Source organism: Vibrio ruber DSM 16370, assembly GCF_900163965.1.
Taxonomy (GTDB): Bacteria; Pseudomonadota; Gammaproteobacteria; order Enterobacterales; family Vibrionaceae; genus Vibrio; species Vibrio ruber.
This window is the reverse complement of sequence record NZ_FULE01000005.1, coordinates 51,410-66,356: the sequence shown is the minus strand read 5'-3', so window position 1 is coordinate 66,356 and position 14,947 is coordinate 51,410. Positions and strand designations below refer to the sequence as shown.

The 14,947-nt window shown below is 46.5% G+C and carries 9 protein-coding genes and 1 pseudogene; 5 read left to right on the top strand and 5 right to left on the bottom strand.

All coding sequences use genetic code 11. From position 1 onward, the window contains the following. Window positions 1–206 precede the first annotated feature (206 nt). Window positions 207–1,514 carry an outer membrane channel protein TolC gene (tolC, locus tag VR7878_RS01005; protein ID WP_077332577.1) on the top strand — a complete coding sequence of 436 codons (1,308 nt, stop codon included), beginning with the start codon at window positions 207–209 and terminating at the stop codon, window positions 1,512–1,514. Between the two features lie 89 nt (window positions 1,515–1,603). On the opposite strand, the gene hldE is transcribed toward tolC, so the two are convergent. The 4 genes from hldE to VR7878_RS00985 all read right to left on the bottom strand — a co-directional run bounded on the left by hldE (window position 1,604) and on the right by VR7878_RS00985 (window position 9,226). Further along, the gene (gene hldE, locus VR7878_RS01000) at window positions 1,604–3,034 is read right to left on the bottom strand and encodes a bifunctional D-glycero-beta-D-manno-heptose-7-phosphate kinase/D-glycero-beta-D-manno-heptose 1-phosphate adenylyltransferase HldE (protein WP_077332575.1); all 1,431 of its coding nucleotides are present in this window, start codon (window positions 3,032–3,034) and stop codon (window positions 1,604–1,606) included. Between the two features lie 77 nt (window positions 3,035–3,111). Beyond that, window positions 3,112–5,958 carry a bifunctional [glutamate--ammonia ligase]-adenylyl-L-tyrosine phosphorylase/[glutamate--ammonia-ligase] adenylyltransferase gene (gene glnE / locus VR7878_RS00995; RefSeq protein ID WP_077332573.1) on the bottom strand — a complete coding sequence of 949 codons (2,847 nt, stop codon included), beginning with the start codon at window positions 5,956–5,958 and terminating at the stop codon, window positions 3,112–3,114. 159 nt (window positions 5,959–6,117) lie between these two features. Then, window positions 6,118–7,374, bottom strand: coding sequence for a methyl-accepting chemotaxis protein (locus tag VR7878_RS00990; RefSeq protein WP_077332571.1), 1,257 nt, complete (start codon window positions 7,372–7,374; stop codon window positions 6,118–6,120). A gap of 331 nt (window positions 7,375–7,705) precedes the next feature. Further along, window positions 7,706–9,226: a CYTH and CHAD domain-containing protein gene (locus VR7878_RS00985; protein ID WP_077332569.1), complete on the bottom strand. Its 1,521-nt coding sequence runs from the start codon at window positions 9,224–9,226 to the stop codon at window positions 7,706–7,708. Between the two features lie 201 nt (window positions 9,227–9,427). On the opposite strand from VR7878_RS00985, the gene VR7878_RS00980 reads away from it, so the two are divergent. The 4 genes and pseudogenes from VR7878_RS00980 to VR7878_RS00965 form a co-directional block, all read left to right on the top strand. Beyond that, window positions 9,428–10,108, top strand: coding sequence for a TIGR00153 family protein (locus tag VR7878_RS00980; RefSeq protein WP_077332567.1), 681 nt, complete (start codon window positions 9,428–9,430; stop codon window positions 10,106–10,108). Between the two features lie 130 nt (window positions 10,109–10,238). Further along, window positions 10,239–11,498 (top strand): inorganic phosphate transporter, encoded by a 1,260-nt coding sequence (locus VR7878_RS00975; protein WP_077332565.1) that lies wholly within the window; start codon window positions 10,239–10,241, stop codon window positions 11,496–11,498. Between the two features lie 156 nt (window positions 11,499–11,654). Further along, window positions 11,655–12,263: a TIGR04211 family SH3 domain-containing protein gene (locus tag VR7878_RS00970; RefSeq protein ID WP_077332563.1), complete on the top strand. Its 609-nt coding sequence runs from the start codon at window positions 11,655–11,657 to the stop codon at window positions 12,261–12,263. A 69-nt stretch (window positions 12,264–12,332) separates the two neighbouring features. Continuing rightward, window positions 12,333–13,541: pseudogene (locus VR7878_RS00965) on the top strand (multifunctional CCA addition/repair protein); the annotation flags it as partial. A gap of 90 nt (window positions 13,542–13,631) precedes the next feature. Here the strand turns inward: VR7878_RS00965 and eno are convergent. Beyond that, window positions 13,632–14,933, bottom strand: a complete 1,302-nt coding sequence (gene eno / locus VR7878_RS00960) for a phosphopyruvate hydratase (protein WP_077332559.1) — start codon at window positions 14,931–14,933, stop codon at window positions 13,632–13,634. Window positions 14,934–14,947: the final 14 nt, after the last annotated feature.

The window sequence follows — 14,947 nt, the reverse complement described above, 5'->3', positions numbered from 1 at the left end:
AATTTAACCATGTAAGAGTTTACGTACCAAGGATTCAGCTCAATTTTTTATATAAAAATTACTAAAATAGTTAAATTAAGTAATTTGTTTACTATACAGATGGATAATTAACCAGAAAAATGACAAACTGCCTGAGCACTTCTTAGTAAATTTAAGTTAAACTAGCGAGCGCAATCTCTCATGACAATATTGCAGGAATAGGAAGAATGAAAAAACTGCTCCCACTATGCGTCAGTATCACTCTGGGAAGTCTGTCCCCTATCGTTTGGGCAGATACCCTTGCGGAAATCTATGACCAAGCCAAACAAAATGATCCCCAGTTGCTTAGTGCTGCGGCACAACGTGACTCAGCCTATGAAGCAATAAAGTCAACCCGGGGAGAACTATTACCACAGATTAACCTGTCAACAGGTTATAACGTCATCAGCAGTAATAAAGATATTGCAGATAGTAAGCAATGGTCAGCGGGTGTGACTTTATCTCAGACGCTTTATGACAGAAACAGTTGGCTGAACTTAGGTATCGCTGAAAAATCAGCGCGCCAGGTTGATTCTCAATATGCACAAACGCAGCAAAACCTCATTTTACGGGTTGCTCAAGCTTACTTTGAAGTACTGAGAGCCAAAGATAACCTTGCTTTTGTACGTGCTGAAAAGAATGCAGTTGCGCGTCAACTGGAACAGACGAAACAACGATTTGAAGTCGGTTTATCTGCGATTACTGATGTCCACGATGCTCAGGCACAATATGATAGTGTTCTGGCTGATGAAGTTTTAGCGGAAAATAGTCTGACTAACAGCTACGAAGCGATTCGTGAAATTACCGGTCAGGAACACGATCACCTCAGTCCATTAGATACCAATCGTTTCTCGGCCAGTAAAATGGGCAGCTCGATGACTGAACTGGTAAATGAAGCTCAGAAGAAGAATTTATCGCTTTTGACGGCCAGAATCTCCCAAGATATCGCCCGGGAAAAAATTGCTTTAGCCAGCTCAGGACATTTGCCCAATCTAAGTCTGGATGCGGGTTACAGCACTAAACATGAATATGAACAGTCAAATGCGAACTATAACGCCTTCGATCCTATTAATAATGTCAGTGTCGGTGTCAACCTCTCGGTACCACTTTATACCGGTGGAAAAATCACCGCTGAAACCAAACGGGCTGAATATGGTTTAACACAAGCCAGTCAGGATCTCGAAGCAAGCTACCGCAGTGTCGTCAAAAACGTTCGTGCATACAATAACAATATCAATGCTTCTATCGAAGCGATCCGGGCTTACCAACAAGCAGTCGTATCCGCCAAATCGGCACTGCAAGCGACTGAAGCCGGTTTTGATGTCGGAACCCGCACCATTGTGGATGTATTGGATTCCACCCGTCGCCTCTATGATGCAAACAGAAATTTGTCAGATGCACGTTATGACTACATTCTGAATGTACTTCAATTAAAACAGGCTGTCGGCACGTTAAACGAACAAGATATTCTTGATATCAACGCTGGCCTGAAATAGTCACCTACACATCAGACTGCCAGTTACATTGACAATAAAGCCAGCAAAATGCTGGCTTTATTTATTTGAGCGACAATTGATAAAAGTATTTAACCACGGCCACCTTTGATCGCTTCAATGATTTCAGAAGTTGAGCAGCCATCTTCAAAGTTAAGCACCCGAACTTCTCCGCCGGCGGCAATGACTTCCTGCCCCCCCGCGATCTCTTCGGGACGATAATCGCCACCTTTAACCAGCAGATCCGGTAATACGGTCGCAATCAGACGCTGTGGTGTATCTTCGCTGAATGGAACAACCCAATCGACTGCGCCTAAACCAGCCAGTACCGCCATCCGCCGATCAGTCGGATTTACCGGACGACCCGGGCCTTTCAGACGCTTCACCGATTCATCAGTATTTACAGCGACAATCAAGCGATCGCCCAATTGAGCGGCATGGTTGAGATAAGAGACGTGCCCGGCATGAAGAATATCGAAACAGCCATTGGTCATCACGACTTTCTCTCCGTGGGCCTGCGCTTTTCTGACAGCTTCAATCAGTGCTTTCTCACCGATAACACCGAAATCGGTATCCTGACTACCATGAATCGCTTCGGCCAACTCAATCGTCGAGACCGTTGACGTGCCGACCTTGCCGACGACAATACCGGCAGCGGCATTTGCCAGCGCACAAGCTTCATCCAACGGTTTCCCTGCGGCAACAGAAGCTGCCAGAACGGAAATCACGGTATCACCGGCCCCCGTCACATCATAAACTTCTTTAGCCAGCGTCGGTAAGTGGAAAGGTTCATGGTCGCGGCGCAACAAGGTCATGCCATGTTCACTTCGTGTCACGAGCAATGCATCGAGTTCATATTTATCAATTAATGCGAACCCTTTGGCGACCAACTCATCTTCTGAATGAACCTTGCCGACCACCATTTCAAACTCAGCCATATTCGGTGTTAACAGCGTCGCGCCCCGATAGCGTTCGAAATCAGCCCCTTTCGGATCAATGAAGACCGGCACACCGAACTGTTTGGCTTTCTGAATAAACTGCTGTACATGCTCGAGTGCCCCTTTCGCATAATCAGACAGAATGACGGAGCGAACCTGAGGGAGCGCACTTTCCATGCGGGACAATACCAGCTCGGGATCGGTATTCTCGAATTTATCTTCAAAATCAAGACGGATTAGTTGTTGGCCGCGACTTAAAACACGTAGCTTGGTAATCGTCGGATAAGAAGGCAAGGCCACAAAGTGACAATGAACATTTAATGAAGTCAGCTTTTCTTCCAAAACCGCGGCAGGCTCGTCTTGTCCGGTTAACCCGACGATATGCGCCTGTCCGCCAAGCGATGCAATATTCATAGCAACGTTTGCTGCTCCGCCCGGACGTTCCTCATTATGTTCAACTTTCACAACAGGAACCGGGGCTTCCGGTGAAATACGCCCGGTCGGGCCATACCAGTAGCGATCCAGCATGACATCACCAACAATTAAAACACCTGCTTGATCATAGTCAGGTAGAATTGGCTTCATTAGAAATCTCCAGTTTTTCGATTTGCCCAGAGTTTATCACAGCCGAATCACAGGCTGAATAACCACTCTCCGAGATATTATCCCAGCCACTGTTGCCAAGCCTGAATCACAACCTCACGCTCTGCTAAGAATTTATCCTGACTCACGTCCGCATCCAGATTCAGCAGATTACGATGGTGGATTTGATCTCTCATGGCGGTATAAGCCTCGATCAAATCCTGCACCTGTTCTTGTGACATCATGCCGACACTCAACAATGACTCAAAAATTCTGACATTATCCGACCATCGCGTCAGATCCGGATACTGGCTGCTATAGCAAAGCACCAGATACTGCGCCAAAAATTCAATATCCGTGATGCCGCCACGATCTTGTTTAAGCATAAAGCGACCCGGCTTTTTCTCTGCAAGGTGCTGACGCATTTTTTCCCGCATTTCAATCACTTCTTGTTTCAGAACGGATGCATCTCTGACCCGGCTTAATATCTGATGACGCGTTTGCATAAATGCGTCTGCCAGTAATTCATCGCCATAAATCATTCGTGCACGGACGAGTGCCTGATGCTCCCATGTCCATGCCTCCTGATGCTGATATTCAGCAAAAGCACTGACCGGTGCGACTAATAAACCCGAAGCGCCTGAGGGTCTGAGGCGCATATCAACATCATATAAAATACCGGAAGCCGTCCGCACCGAAAAAATATGAATGATGCGTTGTGCCAGACGCAGGTAGAATTGTCGTCCGTCAATTTCTTTGTTGCCATTGGTATTAATATTGGCCGGACAGTCGTGCAGGAAAACCAAATCCAGATCAGAGTTATAGCCCAGTTCCCAGCCGCCGACTTTACCGTAACCGATCACCGCAAATCCTTTGCCGACACGCTGATTCAAATGTGTCGGCTCTCCATACTTCTCTTTTAACTGCTCCCACGCCTGATGAACAACCACTTCAACGATCGCCTCAGCCAAATAAGTGAGGTGATCACTCACTTTCATGACAGGGAGCACTTCTGCAATGTCTGCTGCTGCAATGCGCAGCAGACAGATCTGTTTAAACTGCCGCAAACCTTCCATTTGCTGTTCCATATCATCCTGAGGAATACGGGCTAGGAAATCTCGTAACTCCACACGGTATTGATCAAGCGGAATCGGATGATAAAGCTGATGCGGATCGAGTAATTCGTCGAGCAAAATGGGATAACGAGCCAACTGCTCAGAAATCATCGGGCTCGCCGTGCATAAGCGGGTTAACTGCATCAGTGCCGCGGGGTGCTCATCGAGCAGTTCCAGATAGGTGGTTCGGGTTGCAATACGTTGCAACAGATGCAAAACCCGGGGGAAACCGAACTGCGCATCGGGGTGTCGGAAAACGCCCTGAAACACTTTCGGCATTAAATGGTTCAATACGTCCCGACCACGAGGTCCCAAGGTTTTTTTAGCCAGTTCGGTTTTAAATTGCAGCAACACATCCGCCACTTTGCTTTCCGGTGCTAAAGCGAGATCTTGTTGGAGAATATCGGCGACTACTTCCGGTTTCTGAGCCATATCCCAAAGCTCCTGATACACCGACTCAACCGGAGCCTCTTCGCTATCGTCTTCATCACCGATCAAATCTCTGAAAATTTGATGCACCCGAGCCATATGGACCTGAATCTCCTGAAGGAGTGTCTCCCAACAATCCATCCCTAAAGCTGTCACCAGTTGCTGCTGAGAACACGAATCATCGGGTAAGGTTTGGGTCTGCTTGTCCGCCAAGGCTTGCAGCAGGTTTTCCACACGTCTTAAAAATAAATATGCCTGTTGTAGCGAAGTCACATCATGCTCACCGAGCAGTCCTAACGTCTGAATCGCATGCAGCGTTTCTAATAAACCACGTTTTCTTAAACTCGGCTCCCGTCCTCCCCGAATCAATTGAAATGACTGGACAATAAACTCAATTTCCCGAATCCCACCGGCACCGAGTTTAATATTATTCACCAATCCCCGACGGCGAACTTCACTTTGAATCATTGATTTCATCCGGCGCAGCGACTGAATCGCACTGAAATCAATATAACGACGAAACACGAAAGGACGCAGCATCTGTCTCAGCTCCTGATAGCACGCATACATTTCGCGCCCCATCACGCGTGCTTTGACCATCGCATAACGTTCCCAGTCTCTTCCCTGTTCCTGATAATAGTCTTCTAATGCCGCAAAACTCATCACCAGCGGGCCGCTATCGCCAAAAGGTCTGAGACGCATATCGACACGATAGCAAAAACCGTCGGCTGTCTGCTGATCCAGGCTCTTGATGATTCTTTGCCCCAGTCGCGTAAAAAATTGCGCATTCGCAATACTTTTGCGCACCCCTTGCGTTTCACCATTATCCGGGTAGGCAAAAATCAAATCGATATCGGATGAAAAATTCAGTTCTCCGCCGCCCAGCTTTCCCATCCCGATAATTAACATGGGCTGGGTTTCACCGGCTTGGTTGACCGGTGTTCCCCACAGCTTGCAGCAAAGCGCGTATTGCCATTGATATGTTTCAAAAATCAATGCTTCCGCCAATTCTGAGAGATGATGCAAACTTTCTTCAAGTGGCCAGTCCGCCAGAAAATCACGCCAGGCAATATAAAACATTTCCCGGTTTCTCACCGTACGCAGAATATGCTCTCCCGTTGCTTCATCCGGCTCTGTAACCAATTGCTTTTGTAACTGCTGCCGGTAATCATCAGCCCGGGATTGACTCGCAATCATTGACGGAAAGATCTCACACAACTGCGCATCACGCATCAACGCTTCATAAAGAAAATCACTCAACCCCAACACATATTTCAATTGTTCAGTTAAAGATGCAGACCAAGATAAGATGACCGGATGTTTTTCCGTCAATCGCTGATAATTTAAATCGGATAATGTCTGGAGTTCGGATGGTAATTGCATTTGCAGCCTCTTATTATCGGTGCCCCACACAACGGTGATGAGTCATAGCAACTTGAGAAACATGATTAAAAAAACGCCCACTTGAAGGAATGCGCCAACGTGATTAGACCACGAGAGTTCACAAGCCCCTAAGTGAGCGCTTACAATTTCAAAACCGGATCATACTTTGAATGAAGTAATCTTCTGATCCAGTTCCTCAGCATTACTCTGCATGATTTCTGATGTTTCCAGTAACTCACTGACCACAGTGACTGATGCTTCTACCAGCTCACGCACATTCGTCAGGTTCTGGTTCATTTCCTCGGCAACACCACTCTGCTGACCGGCAGCACTGGCGATTTGGAAATTCATATCATTAATTTGCTGAATCTGTTCAACGATACCGTCCAGTTCACTGCCCGCATTGGTGACCAAGTCCACCCCGTCGGCAGCTTCAACGACACTTTTTTCCATCAACCCTACCGCGGAGTTAGCACTACTTTGCAGCTGAGAAATCATTTCCTGAATCTCAACCGTGGCCTGCTGGGTTCTCTGAGCAAGATTACGGACTTCATCGGCAACCACAGCAAAGCCCCGGCCGGCTTCACCGGCACGAGCGGCTTCAATCGCAGCATTCAGTGCCAATAAATTCGTCTGTTCAGAAATACTCTGGATTGTGCCGACCACACTACTGATAGCAACAACCCGTTCCTCAACCTGATTGACGGCTTGGGCTGATTCAGAAATATCAGAGGAGAGATCTCGCATTTTCAGAACCGTACTCTGAACAAACTCCTGCCCGGTTTTCGCACGGGAAGAAGCCTGTTCAGTCAATGAAGAGGCACTTTGTGCGTGATCAGCAACGGTATGAACAGTAGAAGACATTTCACTCATTGCAGTCGCTAACTGATCAATTTCATTAAACTCTTCTTGTGCCGACTCTTTCGTTTCCGACATACTGAGTGTCATTACTTCAGTCAGTCCGGATAACTCTTGAGAACTGCTGATTTGAAGTTTGATCATGTCCTGCAATTGACGGCGGGTTTTCTCAAGTTCTCTGGCAACATCACCATATTCATCTTTACATTCCATCATGACCGGTTCGGATAAATCCCGGTTTGCCATGACCTTAATCGCATCACTGATATACTGCGTTTGCCTTAACATCACTCGCGCAGCAAACAGCAATAGGACGATGAACACAACAATCAAGAGTAAAGTCTGCCAGACAACCTGTGTGATATAGGCTTCATAATGGTGTTGTGCAATCTGAACATTATTGGTGGCATCCAACAACGCGGAGTAAAACACACTGGCATCCCAGAGCTGTTTTGCAACGATTAATATCGTACTGAATACCATCAGCATCACCATCTTGGGAACAAGACGAATATCCGTAATTACTCGTTCCCAAGGCTTAAAAGCCAGTTTTGTCATGATCCGTCTCCACTAAGTCCTAATATTCCTAATTTTTTAAATTCAATCATTCCCGTTCGATCACTAGTCTTATTTTTATGATTGCCATAACAATAGAAAGAGCATATCAAAATTCATCTGCAAACATTATGAAGGTCATCAAGAACAGCGTAGATCCCCTTATATTTTCAGACATCCACACTGATAAAGTGATTTGAAGCCCAGATGATAACGATTATATCGACTCATCGGAGCTGTTCTGTAGTCTTTTCTTACTGTTAAATATGACAAAAGACCAGAAATAAGGATATCGACTGCACCAACCCGACGCAGCGATTCAATGTTCCTCAGATCATGCGTGTTTCCAATATGGCGTCACACTCATACTAATGCTCCGGGTTTGCTCCATAGCATGAAGAATCGAGTTTTCCTGCCGAATTAACCAGCGTTTTAATTGCTCTTGCTGTTCGCCTTCAAGCTTATCAATCTGCTTCTCCAACGGTTCGAGGGTTAAAAGATCATCAATCCCTTGCAACAAATCTGCCCACGGCAACCGAAATGACTGGCGCTCGTTTTCATCATAAAGACTGGCAAACCCAATCCCGGTGTATAAATTCCTCATCAGACAATACCGTTGAATCAGATAATCCTGTCTGGAGAACGACTTATCCGCCGGGAAGGCAGCCAATAACTCATTCCAGGTTCGTTCCAGCTGCTCTGCGGAAAATGGCTCAATCGATTCCGCCATCATCTCTCGTGCTTTGTCATTCAAAAAAGGCTGCCAGCCTTTGGTCAAAATCCAACGACTCAAATCCAATATCAAACCGACATAGCGGGAGCCATAAAATAGCTTCAGCATATCTTGCGTTGAAGGTAAGGCGTCCTGTAGGGTCCGCAGCTCTGCTAATAAAAACTTCCGGGCATCGAGCTTGCGTAGAATATGGCCTTTGTCTTCACAGAGATAATCCAGATAATTGGAGGTTTTCAACCAAGACAGTTCCTCTTCCAGCCATTTGAGTTCCTGACGCAGAATGGCACTGGCACGTCGAGGGACAATATCACTGTATACGGCGAGCGTCTGACGAATAAAACAGATCGCATGACGAATCTCGTGCAAAGCTTCGATCGTGGCCTTCTCGACATAAATCTGCTCATGGTAATGCCAATGTTCTAATGCATGTTCCAATGAATGGATAAAACAAGATTCAACCGTGTCACTGGCTGTCGTTTCAACTAAAGCCAGAGGCTTGGGTTCATCGCCCATATATCCGAAAACCAGTCGATAACCTCTGGCCGCTTTACTTAAATTGCCAAGGCGAACACCGCCTTCATCACTCAGGGTTCTTGCCAAAGAAAATAAAGCATCGGTCTGACCCGATTTCAGTTCCAGTTCAACTTCACAAATCGGATCTTCCAATTCACCGGCCTGTACTTTTCCCTGATCGAATGCAACTTCAATCTGACTGCCGTCAGGCATACCGACAAGCCACTGCTCACGCGTGAAATCCGTTGAAAAAAGAGGGTGAAGCTCTGCTTCGAGTTGCTCGGGACTGCGGCCTTCGGGCCAGATTTCTTGAGGATGAAGAGAAAGAGAAGGTGTATTACTGTCATGTTCAGCATTATATTCCGGTCGTTGATGAAGACCAGCAACAACCCGCCCTGAGGTTTTCACCGTTTGTACATACACCCCATCGCTGCACCGGATACGCAGACCAATGTCATGTTGACGCAGCCAGTTATCCGGCGTGTCAAAATATGTATTCTCTAATTCCCGGCAACGGTGCTGTAAAATTTTAGTCTGGGCAATCTTACGACGCAAAACATCTGAATATTCAGGAGAAACGAAAAACTTCAGTTCTATCTCAGTTTCCATAACAATACCTTTCGTGGCAGATAGCGACAGGATATTGCCTATTTCGGACAGGAGCAAGTGAGAAATAACATATCATTGATGCGCTAAAATGGTTTTAAAGCACCGTCGAATGAGTTACCATGCGCGCCTTTATAGCCAATGTTCGACATTTCATCATAATGTTGTATGTTCTTTTAAGGTTATATTTTTGGATTGAGTCACATGCCAGTGAATACAATTATGGGGTTATTTGCAAAGTCCCCGATAAAGCCTTTGCAGAAACACGTTGTCTGTGTCAATGAATGCTGTTCTTACTTGATCAGCTTCTTTGAAGTCACTTTCCAGAAAGACTGGGAAAAAGCAGCCGAAATTCGGGCTCAGATCTCTCATCTGGAAAAAGAAGCCGACGTGCTCAAACGTGAAATCCGCCTGAAACTGCCACGCGGATTGTTCCTTCCTGTTGATCGAACCGATATGCTCGAACTCCTGACCCAACAAGATAAGCTTGCGAATCTCGCGAAAGATATCTCAGGCCGGGTTTATGGTCGAGAGCTGATGATACCAGAACCACTTCAACAAGATTTCATCGCCTATGTGAAACGTTGTCTTGATGCAGCGACACAAGCCCAGAAAGTCATCGGAGAACTGGATGAATTGCTTGAAACCGGATTTAAGGGCCGGGAAGTCACTCTGGTTGCGGAAATGATCAACCAACTAGACGCCATTGAGGATGATACCGACACGATGCAAATTCACCTGCGCCAACAGTTGATGGCTATCGAGTCAAAATATAATCCGATTGACATGATGTTCTTATACAAAATTCTAGAGTGGGTGGGCGGTATCGCTGACCAAGCTCAACGTGTGGGAGCTCGCTTAGAGCTAATGCTCTCTCGTTCCTGAGATTATAGATTTTCACAATAACTAAGGGCACTCACACATTGCGTCTCTGAATCTGATTATTGTGGCTAAAGAATAGGCCACGATAGATAGTCGCGCGTGCTCCGCTAGTTATCAACAACTAGGTATTATGATGGATATCCTTGTAAGTTACGGATCTATCTTGATTCTTGTGGCAGCAGCCTTCGGTTTCTTGATGGCGATCGGCATCGGTGCAAATGATGTAGCAAATGCGATGGGAACATCAGTTGGCTCTAAAGCACTGACCGTAAAACAAGCTATCTTTATTGCGATGGTTTTTGAGTTCGCCGGCGCCTATCTTGCCGGTGGAGAAGTAACAGACACAATTCGTAAAGGCGTCATCGAAACAAACCTGTTTGTCGCACAGCCTGAAACGCTTGTTTATGGCATGATGTCATCCCTTCTGGCAGCCGGGACATGGCTATTACTAGCCTCATATATGGGATGGCCGGTCTCGACAACCCACTCTATTATCGGTGCAATTATCGGTTTTGCCTGTATCACTCTGGGCACTGAAGCCGTTGACTGGCATTCAGTCCAGGGGATTGTCGGCAGTTGGATTATCACACCGATTATCTCGGGGTTCTTCGCCTATGTGATTTTCGTCAGTGCACAACGCCTGATATTCGATACGGAAAACCCGCTCCAAAATGCCAAACGCTTTGTTCCGGTCTATATGTTTATCACCACCATGGTCATCGCGTTGGTTACCATTAAGAAAGGCCTGAAACACGTCGGTCTTCATCTGACTACCGGTGAAGCATGGCTAGCCGCTGTTTTTGTTTCAGCACTTGTCATGGTCGGAGGCTACCTGTACATCCAAAAGCGCTTCTCAAAGCGTGAAGAAGACCACAGCTTCTCTGGCGTCGAAAGTATTTTCAGTGTGCTGATGGTTGTAACCGCCTGTGCGATGGCATTCGCTCACGGTTCTAACGATGTCGCGAATGCGATTGGTCCATTGTCTGCTGTTGTTTCTACGGTTGAAAATCTTGGTCAGATTTCAGGCAAAACCCAAATCGCATGGTGGATCTTACCCTTAGGTGGATTTGGGATTGTCGTCGGCCTTGCTACGCTGGGACATAAGGTGATGGAAACGGTCGGTACCGGCATCACTGAACTGACGCCGAGTCGTGGCTTTGCAGCACAACTTGCCACAGCCTCAACCGTTGTACTGGCTTCAGGAACTGGTTTGCCGATTTCAACCACGCAAACATTGGTTGGTGCGGTTCTCGGGGTTGGTTTCGCCCGTGGTATTGCAGCATTAAACCTCGGTGTGGTACGTAATATTGTCGCCTCATGGGTCGTGACGTTACCGGCAGGTGCACTACTGGCTGTTATTTTCTATTATATGCTCGAGAAACTCTTCATATAGTGTGTGTAACCGTCAGACGTTTGTCAGAACCATGTGATTATTGACTCAAATCTGCATAAAGGGAGGCCAAGCCTCCCTTCTTTGTTGCACCATATAAAGAAACTTTTTACTATTTGGAGAGATTTACTTTTCAACCCTATCGTTAAAGGATTTATCGTGAAAAAACTGTTATTCATGTTGCTGCTTTCGCTTCTGACCACGCCCGTTTTTGCACAAGTACATTATATAGCAGATGACTTGTTTACCTATATGCATTCAGGCCCGAGCAACCAGTATCGAATTATTGGCAGTATCAATGCAGGTGAAAAAGTACAGCTGCTCAAAACCAATAAAGAAACAGGTTATAGTGAAATACTCGATAACAAAGGTCGTCAGGGTTGGGTGCAAGATAAATTTATTACCACCACAGAGAGTATGGCGTCCCGTCTTCCGCGTTTAGAGAAAGAACTCAAGAATGTGAAAGGGCAATTGGCTGATGCAGAAAAGAACGCCAGTCAGGAAAAAGCCGGGTTAGTAGAGTCTCTTGAAGTTCGTAATAAGCAGATCTCTGAGCTGGAAGAAAACTATAGTGGTATCAGTGAGAAGCTGGCGACAGCACAAAGTGAAATTCGTGAGCTGAGAGCGAAGCTGGATACCCAAAAAGAAGACCTGCTGATGAAATATTTTATGTACGGCGGTGGCGTCGCTCTCGGTGGCATACTACTGGGAATCATCCTCCCGCATCTGATTCCGAGACGGAAAAAGTCACACTCAAACTGGCTGTGATATATGAAGAAGGCCGGCTCCCGGCCTTCTGATTTCAACCATCCGTTCTAAAAGAGGCAAGCTGTGGAAGTCTATCTCGTCGGTGGTTCTGTTCGTGACCAGTTACTCGGTCTTCCTATCAAAGATCGAGATTGGGTTGTTGTTGGCAGCACCCCCTCACTGATGCTTGAGCAAGGTTTTACGTCCGTCGGAAAAGATTTTCCGGTATTTCTTCATCCACAAACAAAAGAAGAATATGCGCTCGCCAGAACCGAAAAGAAAAGTGGTTCTGGTTATCATGGGTTTGAGTGTTTTTTTGCACCGGAAGTGACCCTTGAAGATGATCTCATGCGTCGGGATTTAACCATCAATGCGATCGCACAAGATCCTCAAGGGCAGCTGATCGATCCCTATCACGGTCAAGCCGATTTAGAGCAGAGAATACTGCGTCACGTATCAAATGCCTTTGCAGAAGACCCGGTGCGAATACTCCGTGTTGCCCGGTTCGCAGCCCGATTCGCTTCACTCGGTTTTACCGTCGCACCGGAAACAATGGCCTTAATGAGCCAAATGGTTCAGTCCGGAGAAGTCGCTCACTTAACCGCAGAACGTGTTTGGCAAGAACTCCATCAAGCACTCGCAACGGATCATCCTGACATCTTTTTATCCGTCTTGAGAGAATGTGGCGCACTGGCTGTCATTTTCCCCGAAATAGACGGTCTATTCGGCGTTCCGCAGCCTCAGAAGTGGCATCCCGAAATCGATACCGGTGAGCATACACTCATGGTGATGCGTCAATCGACACGTCTCTCTGCATCGCTGCCGGTCAGATTTGCAGCCATGGTTCATGATCTCGGTAAAGGAAAAACACCACCGAGTGAATGGCCGAGCCATAAAATGCATACACATACTGGTTTAGCTTGTATCCGTGCACTTTGCGAACGAATTCGAGTTCCGGCGGAATACAGGGATTTAGCATTAATCGTCTGTGAACAACATACCAATATTCACAATGCTGCTATTTTGAAACCGGCAACTTATCTCAAAATACTGAATAAAATGGATGTGTGGCGCAAGCCAGAACGCCTTGAACATGTGCTGTTGTGCTGCCAAGCCGATCATCAGGGACGACTGGGCTTTGAAGACATTCCCTATCCACAAAAAGCGCAATTTGAATCAGCCTATCAGGCTGCCCTCGCGATTGATGTTCAATCGATCATTGCCGCAGGATTTAAAGGGGCAGAGATTCGGGATGAATTAGACAAACGCAGAATTACAGCAATCAAAACGATTTTATAGTCACAATCCCCCCCTCAAACAAATTAACAATCATCAAGACAAAAAAAACGCCTCAGAAGAGGCGTTTTTCAATTGACGAGCAAGCTGTGATTAAGCTTGACCTTTCACTTCTTTCAGACCGTTGAAAGGCGCACGTTCACCCAGCGCTTCTTCGATACGAATCAGTTGGTTATATTTAGCAACACGATCAGAACGGCTCATAGAACCAGTTTTGATTTGACCTGCAGCAGTACCAACAGCCAGATCAGCAATGGTTGCATCTTCAGTTTCACCACTACGGTGAGAGATAACTGCAGTGTAACCAGCGTCTTTTGCCATCTTGATTGCAGCCAGAGTTTCAGTCAGAGAACCGATCTGGTTGAACTTGATCAGGATAGAGTTAGCAACGCCTTTCTCGATACCTTCTTTCAGGATCTTAGTATTTGTTACGAACAGGTCGTCACCAACCAGCTGGATTTTGCCGCCCAGCAGTTCAGTTTGGAACTTGAAGCCGTCCCAGTCAGACTCATCCAGACCGTCTTCGATAGAAACGATAGGATATTCTGCAACCAAGCCTTCCAGATATTTAGAGAACTCTTCAGAAGAGAAAGTTTTACCTTCGCCTTTCAGGTCGTAGATGCCTTGCTCTTTGTTGTAGAACTCAGATGCTGCACAGTCCATAGCCAGAGTCACGTCTTTACCCAGAACGTAGCCAGCTTGCTCAACAGCTTCTTTGATCGCTGCCAGTGCTGCTGCGTTTGATTCAAGGTTAGGTGCAAAACCACCTTCATCACCAACAGCAGTGTTTAAACCTTTGGCTTTCAGAACTTTCGCCAGGTTATGGAAAACTTCTGCACCGATACGCAGCGCTTCTTTCAGTGTGCTGGCGCCAACTGGTTGAATCATGAATTCTTGGATATCAACGTTGTTGTCTGCGTGTTCACCACCATTGATGATGTTCATCATTGGTAATGGCATAGAGAATACGCCAGGAGTGCCGTTTAGTTCAGCGATGTGCTCGTACAAAGGCATGCCTTTTGCTGCAGCTGCAGCTTTTGCGTTTGCCAAAGAAACAGCCAGAATCGCATTTGCACCAAACTTAGATTTGTTTTCGGTACCGTCCAGATCAATCATGACTTGGTCGATAGCCGCTTGATCTTTTGCATCTTTACCAATCAGCGCTTCAGCAATTGGGCCATTCACTGCTTCAACAGCTTTCAGAACCCCTTTACCCAGGAAACGAGACTTGTCACCATCACGAAGCTCGAGCGCTTCACGAGAGCCAGTAGATGCACCTGATGGTGCAGCAGCCATACCTACGAAACCGCCTTCTAGGTGGACTTCAGCTTCTACAGTTGGATTTCCGCGAGAGTCGATGATTTCACGACCTAGAATTTTAACGATCTTAGACATTAATGTTTCCTCTC